General features: G+C 70.3%; 16 protein-coding genes and 1 pseudogene. 4 read left to right on the forward strand and 13 right to left on the reverse strand.

The genetic code is table 11. From position 1 onward, the window contains the following. Window positions 1–145, forward strand: a pseudogene (locus ACFDTC_RS07230) (phenylacetic acid degradation protein); the annotation flags it as partial. A gap of 10 nt (window positions 146–155) precedes the next feature. Here ACFDTC_RS07230 and folD read toward each other — a convergent pair. Together folD and ACFDTC_RS07240 are read right to left on the reverse strand one after the other, a co-directional pair. Next, complete coding sequence (gene folD / locus ACFDTC_RS07235; protein ID WP_375258212.1) at window positions 156–1,049, reverse strand: bifunctional methylenetetrahydrofolate dehydrogenase/methenyltetrahydrofolate cyclohydrolase FolD; 894 nt, start codon at window positions 1,047–1,049, stop codon at window positions 156–158. 110 nt (window positions 1,050–1,159) lie between these two features. After that, on the reverse strand, window positions 1,160–2,836 hold the full coding sequence (locus ACFDTC_RS07240; RefSeq protein WP_375258213.1) for a formate--tetrahydrofolate ligase: 1,677 nt from the start codon (window positions 2,834–2,836) through the stop codon (window positions 1,160–1,162). 252 nt (window positions 2,837–3,088) lie between these two features. Between ACFDTC_RS07240 and ACFDTC_RS07245 the strand changes: the two genes are divergently transcribed. Then, window positions 3,089–3,934 (forward strand): EF-hand domain-containing protein, encoded by an 846-nt coding sequence (locus tag ACFDTC_RS07245; protein ID WP_375258214.1) that lies wholly within the window; start codon window positions 3,089–3,091, stop codon window positions 3,932–3,934. A 61-nt stretch (window positions 3,935–3,995) separates the two neighbouring features. Here ACFDTC_RS07245 and ACFDTC_RS07250 read toward each other — a convergent pair whose 3' ends face one another. The 11 genes from ACFDTC_RS07250 to ACFDTC_RS07300 form a co-directional block, all read right to left on the reverse strand. Further along, window positions 3,996–4,580, reverse strand: coding sequence for an MOSC domain-containing protein (locus ACFDTC_RS07250; RefSeq protein WP_375258215.1), 585 nt, complete (start codon window positions 4,578–4,580; stop codon window positions 3,996–3,998). A 155-nt stretch (window positions 4,581–4,735) separates the two neighbouring features. Beyond that, window positions 4,736–6,658 carry an ATP-dependent zinc metalloprotease FtsH gene (gene ftsH, locus ACFDTC_RS07255; protein WP_375258216.1) on the reverse strand — a complete coding sequence of 641 codons (1,923 nt, stop codon included), beginning with the start codon at window positions 6,656–6,658 and terminating at the stop codon, window positions 4,736–4,738. Window positions 6,659–6,728: 70 nt separating this feature from the next. Beyond that, window positions 6,729–8,078: a tRNA lysidine(34) synthetase TilS gene (gene tilS, locus ACFDTC_RS07260; RefSeq protein WP_375258217.1), complete on the reverse strand. Its 1,350-nt coding sequence runs from the start codon at window positions 8,076–8,078 to the stop codon at window positions 6,729–6,731. 1 nt (window position 8,079) lies between these two features. After that, a complete protein-coding gene (gene ybgF / locus ACFDTC_RS07265) occupies window positions 8,080–8,931 on the reverse strand; it encodes a tol-pal system protein YbgF (protein ID WP_375258218.1) in 852 nt (283 codons plus the stop codon). Next, window positions 8,931–9,452: a peptidoglycan-associated lipoprotein Pal gene (gene pal / locus ACFDTC_RS07270; protein WP_375258219.1), complete on the reverse strand. Its 522-nt coding sequence runs from the start codon at window positions 9,450–9,452 to the stop codon at window positions 8,931–8,933. The genes ybgF and pal overlap by 1 nt, the downstream gene beginning before the upstream one ends. Window positions 9,453–9,517: 65 nt before the next feature. Next, entirely contained in the window at window positions 9,518–10,843 is a 1,326-nt protein-coding gene (gene tolB, locus ACFDTC_RS07275) for a Tol-Pal system beta propeller repeat protein TolB (protein ID WP_375258220.1), read from the reverse strand. A 110-nt stretch (window positions 10,844–10,953) separates the two neighbouring features. Continuing rightward, complete coding sequence (locus ACFDTC_RS07280; protein WP_375258221.1) at window positions 10,954–12,174, reverse strand: cell envelope biogenesis protein TolA; 1,221 nt, start codon at window positions 12,172–12,174, stop codon at window positions 10,954–10,956. 6 nt (window positions 12,175–12,180) lie between these two features. Then, window positions 12,181–12,672 (reverse strand): protein TolR, encoded by a 492-nt coding sequence (tolR, locus tag ACFDTC_RS07285; protein ID WP_375258222.1) that lies wholly within the window; start codon window positions 12,670–12,672, stop codon window positions 12,181–12,183. A 3-nt stretch (window positions 12,673–12,675) separates the two neighbouring features. Further along, complete coding sequence (gene tolQ, locus ACFDTC_RS07290) at window positions 12,676–13,371, reverse strand: protein TolQ (RefSeq protein ID WP_375258223.1); 696 nt, start codon at window positions 13,369–13,371, stop codon at window positions 12,676–12,678. Between the two features lie 141 nt (window positions 13,372–13,512). Beyond that, a complete protein-coding gene (locus ACFDTC_RS07295; protein WP_375258224.1) occupies window positions 13,513–14,406 on the reverse strand; it encodes an EamA/RhaT family transporter in 894 nt (297 codons plus the stop codon). Window positions 14,407–14,420: 14 nt separating this feature from the next. Next, the gene (locus ACFDTC_RS07300; protein ID WP_375258225.1) at window positions 14,421–15,470 is read right to left on the reverse strand and encodes an aldo/keto reductase; all 1,050 of its coding nucleotides are present in this window, start codon (window positions 15,468–15,470) and stop codon (window positions 14,421–14,423) included. A gap of 162 nt (window positions 15,471–15,632) precedes the next feature. Here ACFDTC_RS07300 and ACFDTC_RS07305 point away from each other — a divergent pair, with 162 nt between their 5' ends. Together ACFDTC_RS07305 and metG are read left to right on the forward strand one after the other, a co-directional pair. Continuing rightward, entirely contained in the window at window positions 15,633–16,250 is a 618-nt protein-coding gene (locus tag ACFDTC_RS07305; RefSeq protein ID WP_375258226.1) for an ImuA family protein, read from the forward strand. 269 nt (window positions 16,251–16,519) lie between these two features. After that, the gene (gene metG / locus ACFDTC_RS07310) at window positions 16,520–18,229 is read left to right on the forward strand and encodes a methionine--tRNA ligase (protein ID WP_375258227.1); all 1,710 of its coding nucleotides are present in this window, start codon (window positions 16,520–16,522) and stop codon (window positions 18,227–18,229) included. Window positions 18,230–18,233 lie beyond the last annotated feature (4 nt).

Here is an 18,233-nt window from a genome sequence, read left to right on the forward strand (position 1 = left end):
CGGCGACCTGCTGATCGCGCGCGGCAAGGTCGTCAAGCCGGGGCGCCGGCTGGTGGTGGTCCAGGCTGAGGTCTTTGCCCGCACCGGCGACGACGAGGTGCAGATCGCGCTTCTGACCGGGTCGATGATGCCCGTCCCGGCCTGAGCCGCGCCGCCTAGACGCCCAGCCCCTCGGGCTCGGGCAATCCATACGACCGGCAGCAGGCGGTCAGCGTGTTGGCCAGCAGGCAGGCGATCGTCATCGGTCCGACGCCGCCCGGCACCGGGGTGATCGCGCCCGCGACCTGCGCGCAGCCGTCGAAATCCACGTCGCCCACAAGGCGCGTCTTGCCGTCTTCCGCCTCGATCCGGTTGATGCCCACGTCGATCACCGTGGCGCCCGGCTTGATCCAGTCGCCCTTGACCATCTCGGGGCGACCCACGGCGGCCACGACGATGTCCGCACGCCGCACCACGCCCGGCAGATCGCGCGTGCGCGAATGCGCCACCGTCACGGTGCAGCTTTCGCCCAGCAGCAAATGCGCCATCGGCTTGCCGACGATGTTGCTGCGCCCGATCACCACCGCCTCAAGGCCCGACAGGTCGCCCAGCGTCTCGCGCAGCATCAGCAGGCAACCCAGCGGCGTGCAGGGCACCATCGCCTTCTGGCCGGTCCCCAGCAGGCCGACGTTGGAGATGTGGAACCCGTCCACGTCCTTGGCCGGGTCGATGGCGCGGATCACCTTGGCGGCGTCCATGTGGTCGGGCAGCGGAAGCTGCACCAGGATGCCGTGCACGGACGCGTCGGCGTTCAGCCGCGCGACCAGGTCCAGAAGCTCGGCCTCGCTCACGCCGGCGTCCAGCTTGTGCTCGAAGCTCTGCATGCCGGCCTCGACCGTCATCTTGCCCTTCGAGCGCACGTAGACCTGGCTCGCCGGATCCTCGCCCACCAGCACGACCGCAAGGCCAGGCGTCACGCCGTGCTCGGACCGCAACCGGTCCACGTTCTCGGCCACCGCCGCCCGGATGCGCGCCGCGTGCGCCTTGCCGTCGATCCGTTCCGCAACCATCCGCAAATCTCCTTGTCTGGCGTGCCGCGCGCCTTAACACGGCCGCCGCCCGTCGCCCAGCGTCACGGCGGGCGGGGCGATGCCGCAGAGCGGCGAGCGCCGTGTCGCTGTCAGAACAGCCCTTCGATCTCGCCGTCCGCGTTAAGCCGGATCGACTGCGCCGCCGGCGCCTTGGGCAGGCCCGGCATGGTCATGATCTCGCCGCAGATCGCCACGACGAAGCCCGCGCCGGCCGACAGCCGCACCTCGCGCACCGGAATGGTGAAGCCGGTGGGCGCGCCGCGCAAGGTAGGGTCGGTGGTGAAGGAATACTGCGTCTTGGCCATGCAAACGGGCAGGTCACCGTATCCCTGGTCTTCCCATTCCTTCAGCTGTGCGCGGATCTTGCCGTCCATGACCACGCCGTCAGCGCGGTAGATCCGCGTGGCGATGGTCTCGATCTTCTCGGACAGCGACATCGCGTCGGGATAGAGCGTCTCGAACTGCGCGTCGCCCGCATCGGCCAGCTTCGCCACCACCTCGGCCAACGGCGCCGAGCCTTCCGAGCCCAGCTCCCAATGCCGCGACAGCACCGCCTCGGCGCCCTGCCCGGCGACGAAGTCCTGCACCGCCTTCACCTCGGCGTCGGTGTCGGTCACGAAGTGGTTGATCGCCACCACGACCGGCACGCCGAAGCCCTTCACGTTCTCGATGTGCCGCCCGAGGTTCGCGCATCCCGCCTTCACGGCGTCCACGTTCTCGGCACCGAGGTCGGCCTTGGCCACGCCGCCGTTCATCTTCATCGCACGCACGGTGGCCACCACCACGACGACCGACGGGAAAATCCCGGCCTTGCGGCACTTGATGTTCATGAACTTCTCGGCGCCCAGGTCGGCGCCGAAGCCCGCCTCGGTCACCACATAATCGGCCAGCTTCAGCGCGGTCTTCGTCGCGATGACCGAGTTGCAGCCATGCGCGATGTTCGCGAAGGGCCCGCCATGCACGAACGCGGGGTTGTTCTCGAGCGTCTGGACCAGGTTCGGCTGCATCGCGTCCTTCAGCAGCACCGTCATCGCGCCCTCGGCGCCTATGTCTCGGCAATAGACCGGCGTCTTGTCGCGCCTGTAGGCGACGATCATCGCGCCCAGCCGCTCCTCGAGGTCCTTGAGGTCGCGCGCGAGGCACAGGATCGCCATGACCTCGGAGGCGACCGTGATGTCGAACCCGGTCTCGCGCGGGAAGCCGTTGGCGACGCCGCCCAGCGAGGCCGTGATCTGCCGCAGCGCCCGGTCGTTCATGTCGACGACCCGCCGCCAGACGACGCGCCGGATGTCGATGTCCAGCTCGTTGCCCCAGTAGATGTGGTTGTCGATCATCGCCGCCAGCAGGGAATGCGCGCTGGTGATCGCGTGGAAGTCGCCGGTGAAGTGAAGGTTCATGTCCTCCATCGGGATCACCTGCGCCATGCCGCCGCCCGCGGCCCCGCCCTTCATGCCGAAGTTGGGGCCGAGGCTCGCCTCGCGGATGCAGACCATCGCCTTGCGCCCGATGCGGTTCAGCCCGTCGCCCAGGCCCACCGTCGTCGTGGTCTTGCCCTCGCCCGCGGGCGTGGGGTTCACCGCCGTCACCAGGATCAGCTTGCCGTCCGGCCGGTCAGCCAGCCCATCGATGAAGCCCTGTCCGACCTTCGCCTTGTCGTGCCCGTAGGGCAGCAGGTGCTCAACCGGGATGCCCAGGGCCGCGCCGATGTCCTGGATGGGTTTCTTCGTCGCGGCGCGCGCGATCTCGATGTCGGTCCTGTGAGCCATATCCGCCTCCCCGGTGAATGCCTTGTCGAGCACAGGCTTAGCCGCAAGGCACATGAAAAGGCACCGCGAATCCGACACAACGCACCTTCAATGCGGCCTGCGCGCATCGGTGCCGCGGACGGATTGGCGCGCATCGGAAACCCGCACGGGCGCGCGCGGAGGGAACATGCTCACGCGGTTCACGTTGCCGGGGTAGCAAGGACGCACCCGGCGCCTGCTTACCCATGACCCGAATCCCGAGGAGGACGGACCATGAAGACCACCCTGATCACTTCCACCGCGCTGATCGCGCTCGCCACCGGTCTCGCCGCCGAGTCCCACGGCTCCGGCTCGGAGACCGCGCAATCCGACAGCACGCAGATGCAGACCGATGCCAGTTCCGGCGACGCCGTGCAGACGACGCAGAGCGGTTCGCTCTGCCTCGACGGCGTGGCGCGCTACGACCAGAACGCCGACGGTGAGCTGAGTTCGGACGAGCTCGACAGCACGGCACGCGCATCGTTCAGCGCGATGGACGCCAACCAGGACGGCACGGTGACGCGCGACGAGTACGTGACCTGCGCCAACGTGATGGCCGGCAGCCAGGGCATGGAATCCGACCGCTCGGAAGAGAACATGGCCGAGTACGACACCGATGGCGACGGAGAGCTGACGCAGCAGGAGTTCATGCAGGCCTCGGCCTCGTCCTACGACGCCATGTCCGACGACCCCAGCCAGCAATCGGGCATGATGCGCCTGATGTTCCTGCCGGTCAGCGCGTCGCCCGATGACATGGGCACGATGACGCGCGACGAGGCGGCCAGCCGCACCGTCACGCTGTTCGTCGCCCTCGACGAGGACGACAGCGGCACCGTGGCCCGCGACGAATGGTCGATGAACCAGCCGACGATGCCCGACATGCGCGACGCGCTGAACCAGCGCTTCGACGAAGCGGACGCCGACAGCTCGGGCGATCTGACCGAGGACGAGTATTCCGGGATGATCCAGGATCGTGGCGCGGCCGCACAGGACGTGGTGGCCGAGGATTACGAGCTGCCGATGAACACGCTGACGCCGGACGAGCCGGCGGTGTATTACACGTATCCCAGCACCATGTGATCGGATCGCATAACGCGACAGAGCGAACCCCGGCCCTCGTGCCGGGGTTCTTTCGTTCGGCCTAGTCCCCGCCCTGCCACGCGCGCTGGTCGGGCACGAACAGGCGCAGCGTGTCGCCCATGTTGAGCGTGCCGGGCCGCTCGACCCAGGCCGTGACGCCACGCCGCCCCTCGGCCGCCCGCTTGAAGCGCTTGCCGTGGCCCTCGTGCTCGGCCTCGATCTCGCGCCCCGGCAGGACGCAGGGGCGATTCTGCATGTCGATCCCCAGGCACGCGCCGTCCGGAGCCTGCAGCCGCGACGAAGGCGGCAGATGCGAGAAGTCGGCGATCCCTTGAACGACCAAAGTCGCCCCCAGCCAGGCGGGGTCGAGCGCATCCAGTCCCATCGCCTCGGCCGTGGCGGCGATCTCCTCGGCCGACAGGACCGACAGCTGCCGCACGTTGGCGATCTCGGTCCCGCGCGTGTACTGCGCCGTGACGCGCGAGCACGATGGGCGCGTCAGCCCGCCATGCCGTTCGCCGACGGGCCCGCCCCAATCGAGCGTGAGCGTATCGCGCGGGACCGCGCGCAGGCCGGTGTCCTCGGTGGGCACGATGCCCAGCCAGGTGATCGTGGCGGAGTGGTCGGTGGGCTTGAGCGCGGGCATGGCGGGTCTCCGGTTGCGCGCCCTTCGTGGCGCGGCGGAAAGCCACGCGCAAGCCGAACCTTGCGATTCCGGCGGCGGGCGCCGCTGCCCCGGAAATGATAAGACCCCGAAGCGCCGGGCTTCGGGGTCCTTGTTTACGGGCCGTTTGGCCGGTCTCAGGTCGAGGGTTCGGGCTCCAGCCCGCCGCCGCCTTCGGACTTGCCCTTCGGCTTGGTCTTCGGGATCGCGGTGAAGCTCGGCTTCTTCTCGATCTCGCCCGCGCCGTCGTCGGGATCGTCGCCCGAGGTGGGCGGATCGCCCCGCATCACGCGCTTGATCTCCTCACCGGTCAGGGTCTCGTACTCGAGCAGGCCCTGCGCCAGGCGCTCCCACTCGTCCTTGCGCTCGGTCAGGATCTGGAACGCGCGGTCGTAGGCTTCCGAGATGAAGCGGCGCACCTCCTCCTCGATCAGCTCCTTGGTGTGGGCGCTGACCGACAGGCCGGCGGTGTTGCCTGAATAGCCCTCGGCCGCCTCGCGGTAGTCGATGTTGCCGACCTTCTCGGACATGCCCCATTGCAGCACCATCGCACGGGCCAGCGCGCTGGCCTGCTGAATGTCGCCCGCCGGACCGTTCGAGACCATGTCCTCGCCGTACTTGATGATCTCGGCCGCCTTGCCCGCCATGGTCATGGCCAGCTTCTGCTGGCACTCTTCCTTGTGCCAGTTCAGGCGGTCGATCTCGGGCAGCGAGACCACCATGCCCAGCGCACCGCCGCGCGGGATGATGGTGGCCTTGTAGACCGGGTCGCACTGCGGCAGCGTCAGGCCGACGACGGCGTGACCGGCCTCGTGGTAGGCGGTCTTTTCCTTCTGGTCGTCGGTCAGGACCATGCTGCGGCGCTCGGACCCCATCATGACCTTGTCCTTGGCGTTCTCGAAATCCTCCATCGTCACGAAGCGACGCCCGACGCGGGCGGCCATCAGCGCCGCCTCGTTCACGAGGTTGGCGAGATCCGCCCCCGAGAAACCCGGCGTGCCGCGCGCGATGATGCGCAGGTCGACGTTCGGACCCAGCGGGGTCTTGCGGGCATGCACGCCCAGGATCTTCTCGCGGCCCTTGATGTCGGGATTGGGCACGGTGACCTGGCGGTCGAAGCGGCCCGGACGCAGCAGCGCAGGGTCGAGGACGTCACGGCGGTTCGTGGCCGCCACGATGATCACGCCCTCGTTCGCCTCGAAACCGTCCATCTCGACAAGCAGCTGGTTCAGCGTCTGCTCGCGCTCGTCGTTGCCGCCGCCATAGCCCTGGCCACGGGCGCGGCCCACGGCGTCGATCTCGTCGATGAAGACGATGCAGGGGGCGTTTTTCTTGGCCTGCTCGAACATGTCGCGGACGCGGCTTGCGCCGACGCCGACGAACATCTCGACGAAGTCCGAACCCGAGATGGTGAAGAACGGCACGCCCGCCTCGCCCGCGATGGCGCGCGCCAGCAGCGTCTTACCAGTGCCCGGAGGGCCCACCAGCAGCGCGCCCTTGGGGATCTTGCCGCCGAGGCGGCTGAACTTCTGCGGGTTGCGCAGGAACTCGACGATTTCCTCAAGCTCTTCCTTCGCTTCGTCGATGCCGGCAACCTCGTCGAAGGTGACGCGGCCGTGCTTCTCGGTCAGCAGCTTGGCCTTGGACTTGCCGAAGCCCATGGCGCCGCCCTTACCGCCGCCCTGCATGCGGTTCATGAAGTAGATCCAGACCCCGATCAGGAGCAGGAACGGCAGCAGCGACAGCAGGAAGGCCTGGAAGCCCGACTGCTCCTGCTGCTCGGCGCGCACGGGGACGTTGTTGTCGATCAGCAGGCCGCTGACCTCGGCGTCGCGCGGGATCACGGTCACGTAATCCTGACCGTCGTCGGCGCGAAAGCGCACCTCCTCGCCGTCGATGGTCGCCGACGACACGGCGCCTTCCTCGACGGAGGAGACGAATTCGGAATAGCTCATCTCGCGGCTCTGAAGCGTGCCGCCCCCACCCGAGAACAGGTTGAAGAGCGCCAGGATCAGAAGGAAAAGGACCACCCAGAAGGCGATGTTGCGAGCGTTGCCCAAGGCATTCTCCTTTGATGACGTGAGGCCGGGCTACGGCGTTGCGTAGAACATAGACATTGCAGGCCCCGGTTCAATGTGAATCGAGGAAACCCGGCAGCGTCAGATCCACCCGCCCCATGGGGCAGAGCGTCGCGCCCGCGGCGCCCACGCGCAGCGGCGGGCATGCGACAAGCGCGTCGCCGCGCCACAGCGCCGGCAGACTGCGCGCGGCGGCGAAGGATGCGCCCGCGGGCTTTTCGGCAATTTGCGCCCAGCCGTCCGGCCCCAGCGCCCGGATCGTCAGCCCGGTCGGGTCCTGCCCGGCCATGTGCATGCGCCATCGGCCGTCCCAAAGCTGGTCGGACGCGGGCTGCTCCAGGTCGCGCACGGCGTCGTATTCGCGGAACAGGTGCAGATCGTCGCCGTGCACCCGCGCCTCGACGCCGTGCAGCGTGCCGCCGCCGCCGCTCAGCAGGCGGTCGAGCAAGGCTTCCAGCGGCGCCGCGCGTGGGCGGTATTCCGCGCCCGAGACATATTGCAGCACGGCGGCCAGAAGCCGCAGCTGCGTGTCGCGCTCGACGCCCGCGAAGCCGTCGCGATCCAGGCGAATCTCGCCGTTTCGCGAACCGGTCGTCGGGTTGGTGACCTCGCGGCCGATGGCCTCCCACACCGCCCGCGCCCGCGCGGACAGCGCGTCCCGTGCGCGGGCCATGCGGTGCGCCGTTCCGGCCAAAGTGTCCGCGCCCAGCCCCTCGGCCTCGAGCAGTCCAAGCAGGCGACGGATGCGCGCGCGGTCGTAGCGCGGGTCCTCGTTGGTCGGATCCTCGACCCAGCGGCCCTTGAGGGTGCGCAGGTAATGGCGCAGCTCGTCCCGGGTCATGTCGAGACAGGGACGGACCACGTGGAACGCGGGCTCGCGCTGCGCGACCGGCGGCAGGTCACCCGAAACGTCGCACGCGCGCAGGACACCGCCCTCGGGCAACGCGATCCGGCGCTTCGCCACCATCGCCGACAGCCCCTCGACGCCCGATCCACGAGCGAGGCGCATCAGGAAGGTCTCGGCCACATCATCGCTCGTATGCGCCATCAGCACGTGGCGCAGCGCGCCGCGCCACGCGTCGATCAACGCCAGCCGCGCGCGTCGCGCCGCGTCCATGACGTTGCCCTGCCCGTCCCAGTGCCAGCGCAGCGTGGCGTGCGGGTGGCCCAGCTCGGCGCAGGTTTCGGAGACCAGCGCCGCCTCGGACACGGCCTCGGGGCGCAGCCCGTGGTCGATGGTCACGACCCAAAGCCGCACGCCCCAGCGATGCGTCCAGTTGTGCGCCAGCGTCAGCATCGCCATGCTGTCGCCCCCGCCCGACACGGCCAAGCCGATATCGGGCGGGAAATCGGGCCCCAGAAGGTCCCCCATCGCCTCGGCGAAGCGCTGGTCGAGGCTCACGTCACTGGCAGGCCAGCGACGCCCGGCTTTGCTGCGCGCGCGCCGCGAACTCGGACGACGGGTAGCGCGTACCGACCTCGTCCAGCGTCACGCAGGCCTCGGTCTGGCTGCCGAGTGCGGCCAGCGCCTCGCCCAGCCGCCACAGCGCCTCGGGGGCGACGGCGGAATCCGGGTAGTCGGAATAGGCGCGCAGGAACCGCCGCGCGGCCTCGCGCGGGTCGCCCGCGCCGTCCAGCGCACGCCCCTCGCCCACCAGCGCCGCGGCCTCGAGCGGCCCTTGCGGATAGGTCTCGCGGAACTGCGCGAAGAGTTGTGCCGCCCCGGCGTAGTCGCCCGCGTCGATGGCCTGCTGCGCGGCCACGAAATCGGCCTCTTCGCTGACCGCCAGCTCGCCCGAGCCCTGCGGCACGGCGTCCCTGCCCGTCCCGGGCATCGGCGCCGCCGGCTGAGCGGTGGCCGCGGGCGGCACGGCGTCGCCGCCCAGGCGCGGCGTCTCGCCCAGGCTGCCGATGTCGCAGTCGGGCTCCAGCTCGCACAGGCGGAAGTCGAGATCGCCCAGCCGGTTGGTGCCGTTCTCGACCACCTGCGCGATGCGGAACTCCAGCTCCTCGGCCTTGGCGGTGATCCGCACCAGCTCTTCCTCGATGGCCGCGATGCGGTCCAGCGCGCTGGCCGGCAGCTGCATGGCGCTGGCGCCGGTGGTGTTCAGCTCCTGCCGCAGGCGCTGAAGCTCGACATAGAGCACGGACATGTCCTGCTTGATGTCGGCCAACGTCTCGGCCTGCTGCGCCACGCCGGGCAGCGCGCTCAGCGCCAGCCCGACGGCCAGGATCGTCGCCCGCAGCGCCGCCATCAGCTGGTCAGGCCGCCGGCGGCCAGCACGGTCACCGCGCGGCGGTTCTTCTGGTAGCAGCTCTCGACCGAGCAGATCTCGACCGGGCGTTCCTTGCCGTAGGACACGAAGCGCAGACGGTTCTCGGCGATCCCGCGCGAGATCAGGTATTCCATCACCGCGTTGGCCCGTCGCGCGCCCAGCGCGAGGTTGTACTCCCGCGTGCCCTGCTCGTCCGCGTGGCCCTCGATGACCGCGTCGTAGTCCGAGTTGCGCTGCAGCCAGGCGACCTGCCCGTCCAGCGTGGCCTGCGCCTCGGGCGACAGGGTCGACTGGTCGACGGCGAACAACACGCGGTCGCCGACGGTCTGCTGGAAGTACTCGGGCGAGGCCGGGTCCGAGATGCCGCCCGTGCCCATGCCGGCGCCCGCGCCCATGCCGCTGCCGGCACCCGCGCCGCCCGGACCGAAGCGGTCGGGTCCGGAACATGCCGCGAGGCCCAGCGCGGCGACCACGAAAACGGCCTTGGAGAGATGGTTCATTCTGTTCGTCCTGCCTGTATGTCGCGGCCAGCCTAGCACAGCGCGCGGGGTGATGGAATCGGGGGTCACTGCAGCGGCCCCCAGCTTGGGTCCGACGCGCCCGACGGCGTGCGCACCCGCTGCAGGTTGCGCCCCGAGACGTCGACGGAATAGAGCGCTGACGAGCCCTGCTCACCCTGGGTCTCGCGCGAGAACATGATCACGCGGCCGCCCGGCGCCCAAGTCGGGCTTTCGTCCAGGAAGGACGCGGTCAGCAGGCGCTCCTCGGAGCCGTCGGTGCGCATCACGCCGATGTGGAAGCGGCCCGCGTTCTGCTTGGTGAAGGCGATCATGTCGCCGCGCGGCGACCAGACCGGCGTGCCGTAGCGGCCCTGGCCGAAGCTGATGCGCGTCGCCTCGCCGCCGCCTGCGGGCATCACGTAGAGCTGCTGCGTCCCCGAACGGTCGCTTTCGAACACGATGCGGCTGCCATCGGGCGAGAAGCCCGGCGCGGTCTCGATCGACGGCGCGTCGGTCAGCCGACGCAGCTGGCCGCTGGACAGCGTCAGCGAGTAGATGTCGGTGTTCGACCCCTGCGTCAGCGAGAAGATCACCGTGTTCCCGTCCGGCGAGAAGCGCGGCGCGAAGCTCATCACGCCCTCGGTCGTGGGCAGCATCTGCGACGAGGCCGTGCCCACCTGCAGGATACGCACGCGCGGGAAGCCGGTCTCGTAACTGGTATACAGCACGCGGCTGCCGTCGGGCGAGAAGCGCGGCGCCAGCACGATCGAGTTGCCGTCGGTCAGGTACTGCACGTTCGCGCCGTCGTAATCCATGATCGCGAGGCGCTTCTGGCGGGCGTCCTTGGGTCCGGTTTCCGAGACGAAGACCACGCGGCTGTCGAAGTAGGGCTGCTCGCCCGTCAGGCGCGAATAGACCTGGTCGGCAACCTTGTGGGCAAGGCGCCGCACGCCGGTGCTGTCGGCGGCGAACTGCATCCCGTCGCCCAACTCGGTGCCGGCGAAGACGTCCCACAGGCGGAACTTGACCACGACGCGGCCCGATCCGTCGGTCGACACCGCACCGGTGATCAGCGCCTGGGCGTTGACCGCCCGCCAGTCGGCGAAGGCCACCGGTGCGCCGAAGTTCGACACGCGCGAGATATGCGCGTCGCGCGGGATCTCGCGGAAGAGGCCGGTGCCGGTCAGGTCGGCGGCGACGACGCGGCTGATCTCCTCGGCCAGCGCCTCGGCGCCGGGCGTCTCGGCGACGAAGGTGGGCACGGCGAAGGGCAGCGGCTCGATCACGCCCTCGGTGATCTCGATGCGCAGGGGGCCGTCCTGCGCGGTGGCGGCGACGGGCGCAAGCCAGCAGGACAGGGCGACGAGCAGGGACAGGAACGCTCGGATCATGCGAGGTCTCCTTCTGGTTGGCGTGGCACAAACCACCTTGGGGGCGGGCGATATGCAATAACGGGCGGATCGGGAAGCGACGCGCGCGCGCGGCAGGCGGGACATGAGCGTCATCGCGTGCGCATCTGTTCGGGGTTGAAGGTCATCTCGACGCGTTTCCACTGGTCGTACTTGTCTGAAGGCAGGTCGAAGCCGTTCTGTTCCGCCGCACAGCGCAGGATCGCGCGGCGCGCGGCGGCATAGGCCGCGTCGGCGGCCGCCCCCGACCCGCCGGTGGCGTCGATCAGGCGCACGCTGCCCTCGACCGGACGGCCGTCGGGCTGCATGTCGAAGCCGACCACGACGGTCACGCTGGCGGCTTGGCTGCCCACGTCGACGACCCAGCAGCGCTGCACGGCCAGGCGCAGGCCCTCGCGCTCGCCCGGGGTCAGCGGTGGGCCGGCGGGCGCCTGCGGCGCGGGATCGCTGCCTGCGCCCGACATGGCCTCGGCCAGCGCGGCGGCGATGTCGTCCTGCGGCACCTCCTGCGGCGCGGGCTCGGGCTCCGGCGCGGGTTCCGGTTCGGGCTCGGCGGTGGGTGCCGGCGCGGGTTCGGGCTCGGGCTCCGGTTCGGGTGCCGGCTCCGGTTCCGGCGTGGGCGCGGGCTCGGGTTCGACGGCCGCCACCTGCCGCTCGGGGCGTGCAAGAGGTCGCACCGACGCGTTCGGCGCCGCGGCCGGGCGCTCGGCCTCGGTCACGATCTCGGTGGTGGCTTCTTCGGGTGCTGTCGATTCCTGCTCGGCCTCGGCGACGTCCGGGCTTTCGGCCTCGGGGTCGGCGGCCTGCTGCACGGCCTCGTCCGGCACCGCCTCGGGGGGCGGCGGGGCGACGGCCTCGGGGGCGACGCGCGGTGCGTCCTGCGGCGTGGGCGGCAGGTCGCTTTCGGGCGCCTCGACCGCGGGGGCCGCGGGCGGCGTCGGCATCGGATCAGGCGGCGCGTCCTGAACTTCGGCCACCGGCGGAGCAGGCGCCGGCGGCTCGGCCGGCTGCGCCTCGGGCTCGACCTCGGGGACGGGTGCGGGCGGCTCGGGGCGCGCGGGCGGGCGCGTGTCCGACGGCGGAGGGGGCGGCGGCGGGGCCGGCGTTTCCTCGGGCGCTTCGGGGGCGGCGGGCGCGGGTTCGGTCTGCGGGCCGTTCTGCGGCGCGGTCAGCGCGGCGAACTCTGCCTCCGAGATCACCGACACGTCGGCCACGGTCATATCGGGCGGATCGGCGCGAAAGACAGGCCCCAGCAGCAGCCAAAGCGCCAGCAGGCCGTGCGCCCCGGCGGATATGTTGAACCCGCGCGACATGGTCGATCAGTTGCCCGTCCCGCCAGGCGCCGCTCCGTCGAGCGCGGGGCCGCCCACGTCCGTCACCAGCCCGATCGAGGCGAAGCCGCCGGCGTTCAGCGCGCCCATCACCTGCGCGACCGTCTCGTAGGGCACGGCGCCGTCCGCGCGCAGGAACACACGGTCGTCGGCGCGTTCGGCCGCGATGGCGCGCAGGCGCGGGATCAGGTCGTCGCGGGCGATCTCGGTGCTTTGCAGCGTGACGCCGCCCTGTGCGTCTATGGTGACGGTCAGCGGTTCCTCTGTCTCGGCGGGCAGGGCCTGCGCGGCGGTGCGCGGCAGTTCCACCGGCACGCCGACGGTCAGCAGGGGTGCGGCCACCATGAAGATGATCAGAAGCACCATCATCACGTCCACGAAGGGCGTGACGTTGATCTCGGCCATGGGCCGCGCGCGGTTGCGGCGGCCCCGGCGGCGGCTTCCCCCGCCGCCCGTGGATTGCGTGACGCCGCCTCCCATGCCTCAGCCGTCCAGCTGGCGCGAGAGGATGGTCGCGAACTCGTCGGCGAAGGATTCGTAGCCGCCGACGATCCGGTCGCTGTCGGCCGACAGCTTGTTGTAGAAGATCACCGCCGGGATGGCCGCCAGCAGGCCCAGGCCCGTGGCCAGAAGCGCCTCGGCGATGCCGGGCGCCACCACGACCAGCGAGGTGTTCTGCTGCTGCGCGATCTCGACGAAGGCGTGCATGATGCCCCAGACGGTGCCGAACAGGCCGATGAACGGCGCGGTCGAGCCCACCGTCGCCAGCACGGTCAGACCCTTCTGCAGGCCCTCGGCCTCTTTCTGGATCGCCACGTCCATGCTGCGGTCGATGCGCGGCTGTGCGCCCGGGATCAGCCGGCCATCGTCGCGGTGACTGCGCTGCCATTCCAGCATGCCCGAGGCGAAGATTCGCGCCGCCCGTCCGTCCGGGTCCGGTCCCAGTTTGTCGAACAGCTCGTCCAGCGGCTCGCCCGACCAGAAGGCCGCGTCGAAGGCCGCCGCCTCGTGCCGGGCGCGGCGATAGGCCACCATCTTGTCGATGAAGATCGCCCAGACCCAGACCGAGGCCGCGATCAGCAGCAGCATGACCAGCTTGACCGTGAGCGTCGCGCGCCCGAAAAGCCCCCACATGGAGAAATCGATCTCCTGCGCGAGAGCGAGAGTTTCCGCTTCCATTTGTCCTGCTCTTCCGCCTGCACCCGTCTTTGCGGGCTTGTTGGCAGCGTTGTTAACTCATTTCCACGCCCCGATCCATCACATTGGCGACATTCCGCCCCGGCGACGCACTTTGCGCGGTTTGCCGCCTGCGCCGGATGCTCAGGTCGCCAGGACCAGGATCAGCACCGAGACGCCGACCAGCGCGCAGCCGGCCAGTTCGCGGCGCGTCACGGTCTCGTGGAAGATCAGCACGGACGCTGCGAGCGACAGGATCAGCTCGACCTGCCCCACGGCGTAGACCAGCGCCGCGGCCTGCAGGGTGAAGGCGGTGAACCAGCACCACGACCCCGCCATCGACGCAAGCCCCAACCAGGCGGCGCGGCGGCGCGCGCGCCACACGGCGGTCACGTCGCCGGGGCTGGCCAGCCGCAGCCACAGCGCCATCGCCGCGGTCTGCAGTGCCGTAACGACAGTCAGCGTCAGGCCCGCGCGCAGCAGCGCGTCGTCCGTAGGCACCGCCAGCGTCGCCGCACGGTAGCCCACGCCCGCCACCGCGAAGAAGAAGCCCGAGCCGAGCCCGAGCGCCACGGCGCCCGCGTCGAACCGGCGCAGCGCACCGGCCGGCGCCTCGGACAGCAGCAGCACGCCCACCAGCCCAAGCCCGATCGCGGCCCAGCCGGCCAGCGGGATCGTGTCGCCCAGCAGCGCAAGACCCAGCAGCGCGGTCTGCACCACCTCGGTCTTCTTCAGCGTGACGCCGGTGGCGAAGTTGCGCCGCGCGAACAGCCGGACCAGCAGGATCGTGGCCAGGATCTGCCCCAGCCCGCCCAGCACGACCCAGCCCGCGAAGCCAACGACCGGCATCGGCGGCGCCACGCCCGTGACGGCGATGTAGACGACCAGCATGACCGCCGCGCCCGGCGCCGCGTAGGCGAAGCGCGCGAAGGTGCTGGCCGTCGCGCTGAGGCCGCCCGCGGCCAGCTGCTTGTGCAGCACGAAGCGCAGCGTCTGGATCGTGGCCGCAGCCAGCGTCGCGAGAACCCAGACCTCCACCGCCGCCGCCCGGCCTAGTACGGCATCGGGTGCTGCTTGTGCACGGCGTCGATCCGCTCCATCAGCTCGTCGCCAAGGCGCATGTCGATCGCGCCCAGCGCGTGCTCCAGCTGTTCGACCGTCGTCGAGCCGAAGATCGACGAGGCGACGAACGGCCGCTGCACGGTGAAGGCCAGCGCCATGTGCACCGGGTCGATGTCGAATTCGCGCGCCAGCGCCAGGTAGGCGTCGACAGCCTCGAAGGCGCGGTCGGACTTGCGCCCGCCCAGGTCGCCGTTGATCGCCATCCGCGAGCCCTCGGGCAGCGCGCCGCCCTGGTACTTGCCCGTCAGCAGCCCGGCGGCGAGCGGCGAGAACGGCAGCAGGCCCACGTCCTCGTAGTGCATCAATTCGGCCAGGTCGGTGTCGGCCATCCGGCACATCAGCGAGTATTCGTTCTGGATGCTCGCCACCCGCGGCCCGCCGGTGCGCTCGGCCGCCAGCAGCCACTGCATCGTGCCCCAGGCGGAATCGTTGGACAGGCCGAAGGCGCGGATCGTGCCGCGCTCGACCTCGCGTTGCAGGGCGCCCAGGCAATCCTCGATGTCCTGGATCACGTCGGCGCGGCTGTAGCTGGACGCGGTCGGATCGTAGCGCCAGTTCTTGCGAAACATGAAGCTGCCACGGTTCGGCCAGTGGAACTGGTAGAGGTCGACATGATCCGTCTGCAGCCGCTTGAGCGAGGATTCGACCGCCCCGGGGATGGTGGCGGACGTGATCGGCGCGCCGTCGCGCACCGCGTCCAGCCCCTCGCCGGAATGCTTTGTGGCCACGACCCAGTCGTTGCGGCGGCCGGTCTTGGCGAACCAGTTGCCGAGGATCTGCTCGGTCAGGCCGATGGTCTCGGCCTTCACGGGATTGACCGGGTACATCTCGGCCGCGTCCATGAAATTGATGCCGGCGGCCTGCGCGCGCTCGATCTGGGCGTGCGCCGTGGCCTCGTCGGTCTGGCTGCCGAAGGTCATGGTGCCCAGGCAGTATTCGGTGACGGTGATTCCGGTCCGTCCAAGCGGGTTCGTCTTCATCTCGGGGTCCCTCGTCGTTCGCCGCTTTCCTGCCCGCGCAGGTCGGGACGGACAAGGCCAAAGCGCGTGCCGGCTGGATACCGCGCGGCCGGCGCGGCTTTTTCGGGCAGCCGGACCGCAGGAATCGCTTGAGAACATATAGCGAACATATATCCTGTGCGCATGTCCGCCCTCGATTCCCGCCTGGGCCGCCACGGCCATCGCCCGCCCCCTGCCCTGTCGCTGTGGAACGACACGCTCAGCCTTGCGCTGGCGCGCGTGCACGAGCTGTGCGGCACCGCAAGGCGCACGCTGGCGCTGCGCGTCGCCGCCGCGGCCGGCGCGCCGGTGCTGTGGATCGCGCCGGCGCGCGGGGCGGCGCCGCTCAACCCCTCCGGCATGGCCGAGTTCCTGCAGCCGCGCGACGTGCTGTTCGTCACGCCCGAGCGTCCGGTGGACCTGCTCTGGGCGATGGAAGAGGCTTTGCGCAGCGGTGCCGCGCCGGTGGTGATCGCCGACCTGGCCGATCCGCCGGCGATGACGCCCGTGCGCCGCCTGCACCTGGCCGCCGAGGCCGGCGCCGCGACCGGCCTGTGCCGCCCCCTGGGGTTGATCCTGACGCCGGGCGACGGCGGCGCCGCGGGGATCGAGACACGCTGGCGGATGGACCCGCTGCACGCGTCCGACCGCGACCGCTGGCGGCTGGAACGGCTGCGCGCACGGATGGCCCCGCCCCGGGCTTGGACGATCGAGGACGAGGCCGCGCAGCCCGAGACGGGCGCCGCGCGCATGACGGGGTGACGGGTCGAGGCGGCGCAGGGGGCTCTGCCCCCGCCGCCCGTACCGGGCGTCTCCCCCCAGATATTTCCGGACCAAAGAAGCAAGGGCAAGCGCAGCCATCGCATCCAGCGCCCCGCGCCCTGGCGCGACGGGGCGGGCGGGTGGGCGGCGCGCCAGGGCGCGGGGCGAAGGGCACGCCGCCGATGCGGCCGAGGACACGGGTTTTTCCCGGTGGCAGCGCCGCGCGCCATCCGCTACATGCTGCGCGAACCGAAGAAGGGACACGCGCCATGGCCAGGCACCTGATCACATCCGCCATTCCCTACATCAACGGCGTCAAGCACCTGGGAAACCTCGTGGGCAGCCAGCTGCCGGCCGACCTCTACGCCCGCTACCTGCGCGCCCGCGGGCATGAGGTGCTGTTCCTCTGCGCCACCGACGAACACGGCACGCCCGCCGAGCTGGCCGCCAAGAAGGCCGGCAAGCCGGTGGCCGAATACTGCGCCGAGATGTGGCAGGTCCAAAGCGACCTCGCCGAAGGCTTCCGGCTGTCCTTCGACCATTTCGGCCGCTCCTCCTCGCCCCAGAACCACCGCCTGACGCAGGCCTTCGCCAAGGCGCTGGACGAGGCCGGACTGATCCGCGAAGTGTCCGAGACGCAGATGTACTCACCCACCGACGGGCGCTACCTGCCCGACCGCTACATCGAGGGCACCTGCCCCAATTGCGGCTTCGACAGCGCCCGCGGCGACCAGTGCGACAACTGCACCAAGCAGCTCGACCCGGTCGACCTGATCAACCCGCGCTCGGCCATATCGGGCGCCACCGACCTCGAAATGCGCGAGACCAAGCACCTCTACCTGCGCCAGTCCACCATGAAGGATGAGCTGGAGAAGTGGATCGACACGCGCGAGGGCTGGCCGATCCTGACCACCTCGATCGCCAAGAAGTGGCTGACGGACGGCGACGGCCTCCAGGACCGCGGCATCACCCGCGATCTCGACTGGGGCATTCCCGTGCAGCGCGGGGACGAACCCTGGCCGGGCATGGAGGGCAAGGTCTTCTACGTCTGGTTCGACGCGCCGATCGAATACATCGCCTGTGCGCAGGAATGGGTCGACGCCGGCAAGGGCGACGACTGGCAGCGTTGGTGGCGCACCGACGCGGGCGCCGAGGACGTGCGCTACACCCAGTTCATGGGAAAGGACAACGTGCCCTTCCACACCCTGTCCTTCCCCGCCACGATCCTCGGCTCGGCCCAGCCGTGGAAGCTGGTCGACTACATCAAGTCGTTCAACTACCTCAACTACGACGGCGGGCAGTTCAGCACCTCGCGTGGGCGCGGCGTGTTCATGGACAACGCGCTGGAGATCCTGCCGGCGGATTACTGGCGCTGGTGGCTGCTGTCCCACGCGCCCGAGAACTCGGATGCCGAGTTCACGTGGGAAAACTTCCAGACATCGGTGAACAAGGACCTCGCCGACGTGCTGGGCAACTTCGCCAGCCGCGTGACCAAGTTCTGCCGCTCGAAATTCGGCGAAGAGGTGCCCGCGGGCGGCACGCCGGGCGACCTCGAGGCGAAGCTGATCGCCGACCTGACCGCGAAGCTGCGCGAATACGACGCCCACATGGAGGCGATCGAGATCCGCAAGGCCGCGAGCGCCCTGCGCGCCGCCTGGGTGCTCGGCAACGAGTACCTGCAGGAGGCCGCGCCCTGGTCGACCTTCAAGACCGACCCCGATCAGGCGGCGATGCAGATCCGCCTCGCGCTCAACCTGATCCGGCTCTACGCGATCGTGTCGCAGCCCTTCATTCCCGACGCCAGCGCGCAGCTGCGCGAGGCGCTGGCGACCGACGACGCCTGGCCCGAGGACGTCTCCGCGGCGCTGCAGGCGCTGCCCGCCGGCCACGCCTTCACGGTGCCCGACGTGACCTTCCGCAAGATCACAGACGCCGAGCGCGAGGACTGGCAGGCGCGGTTCTCGGGCACCCGCGCCTGAACAA

The sequence above is a fragment of the Citreimonas sp. genome (assembly GCF_042096055.1).
Lineage (GTDB): Bacteria > Pseudomonadota > Alphaproteobacteria > Rhodobacterales > Rhodobacteraceae > Citreimonas.

What these genes read in the sequence shown, in the direction of transcription:
- folD (WP_375258212.1), bottom strand. Translation starts at nt 1,049, where the DNA reads ATGGTTGCGGAACGGATCGACGGCAAGGCGCACGCGGCGCGCATCCGG.
- ACFDTC_RS07240 (WP_375258213.1), bottom strand. Translation starts at nt 2,836, where the DNA reads ATGGCTCACAGGACCGACATCGAGATCGCGCGCGCCGCGACGAAGAAA.
- ACFDTC_RS07245 (WP_375258214.1), top strand. Translation starts at nt 3,089, where the DNA reads ATGAAGACCACCCTGATCACTTCCACCGCGCTGATCGCGCTCGCCACC.
- ACFDTC_RS07250 (WP_375258215.1), bottom strand. Translation starts at nt 4,580, where the DNA reads ATGCCCGCGCTCAAGCCCACCGACCACTCCGCCACGATCACCTGGCTG.
- ybgF (WP_375258218.1), bottom strand. Translation starts at nt 8,931, where the DNA reads ATGGCGGCGCTGCGGGCGACGATCCTGGCCGTCGGGCTGGCGCTGAGC.
- pal (WP_375258219.1), bottom strand. Translation starts at nt 9,452, where the DNA reads ATGAACCATCTCTCCAAGGCCGTTTTCGTGGTCGCCGCGCTGGGCCTC.
- tolB (WP_375258220.1), bottom strand. Translation starts at nt 10,843, where the DNA reads ATGATCCGAGCGTTCCTGTCCCTGCTCGTCGCCCTGTCCTGCTGGCTT.
- ACFDTC_RS07280 (WP_375258221.1), bottom strand. Translation starts at nt 12,174, where the DNA reads ATGTCGCGCGGGTTCAACATATCCGCCGGGGCGCACGGCCTGCTGGCG.
- tolR (WP_375258222.1), bottom strand. Translation starts at nt 12,672, where the DNA reads ATGGGAGGCGGCGTCACGCAATCCACGGGCGGCGGGGGAAGCCGCCGC.
- tolQ (WP_375258223.1), bottom strand. Translation starts at nt 13,371, where the DNA reads ATGGAAGCGGAAACTCTCGCTCTCGCGCAGGAGATCGATTTCTCCATG.
- ACFDTC_RS07300 (WP_375258225.1), bottom strand. Translation starts at nt 15,470, where the DNA reads ATGAAGACGAACCCGCTTGGACGGACCGGAATCACCGTCACCGAATAC.
- ACFDTC_RS07305 (WP_375258226.1), top strand. Translation starts at nt 15,633, where the DNA reads ATGTCCGCCCTCGATTCCCGCCTGGGCCGCCACGGCCATCGCCCGCCC.
- metG (WP_375258227.1), top strand. Translation starts at nt 16,520, where the DNA reads ATGGCCAGGCACCTGATCACATCCGCCATTCCCTACATCAACGGCGTC.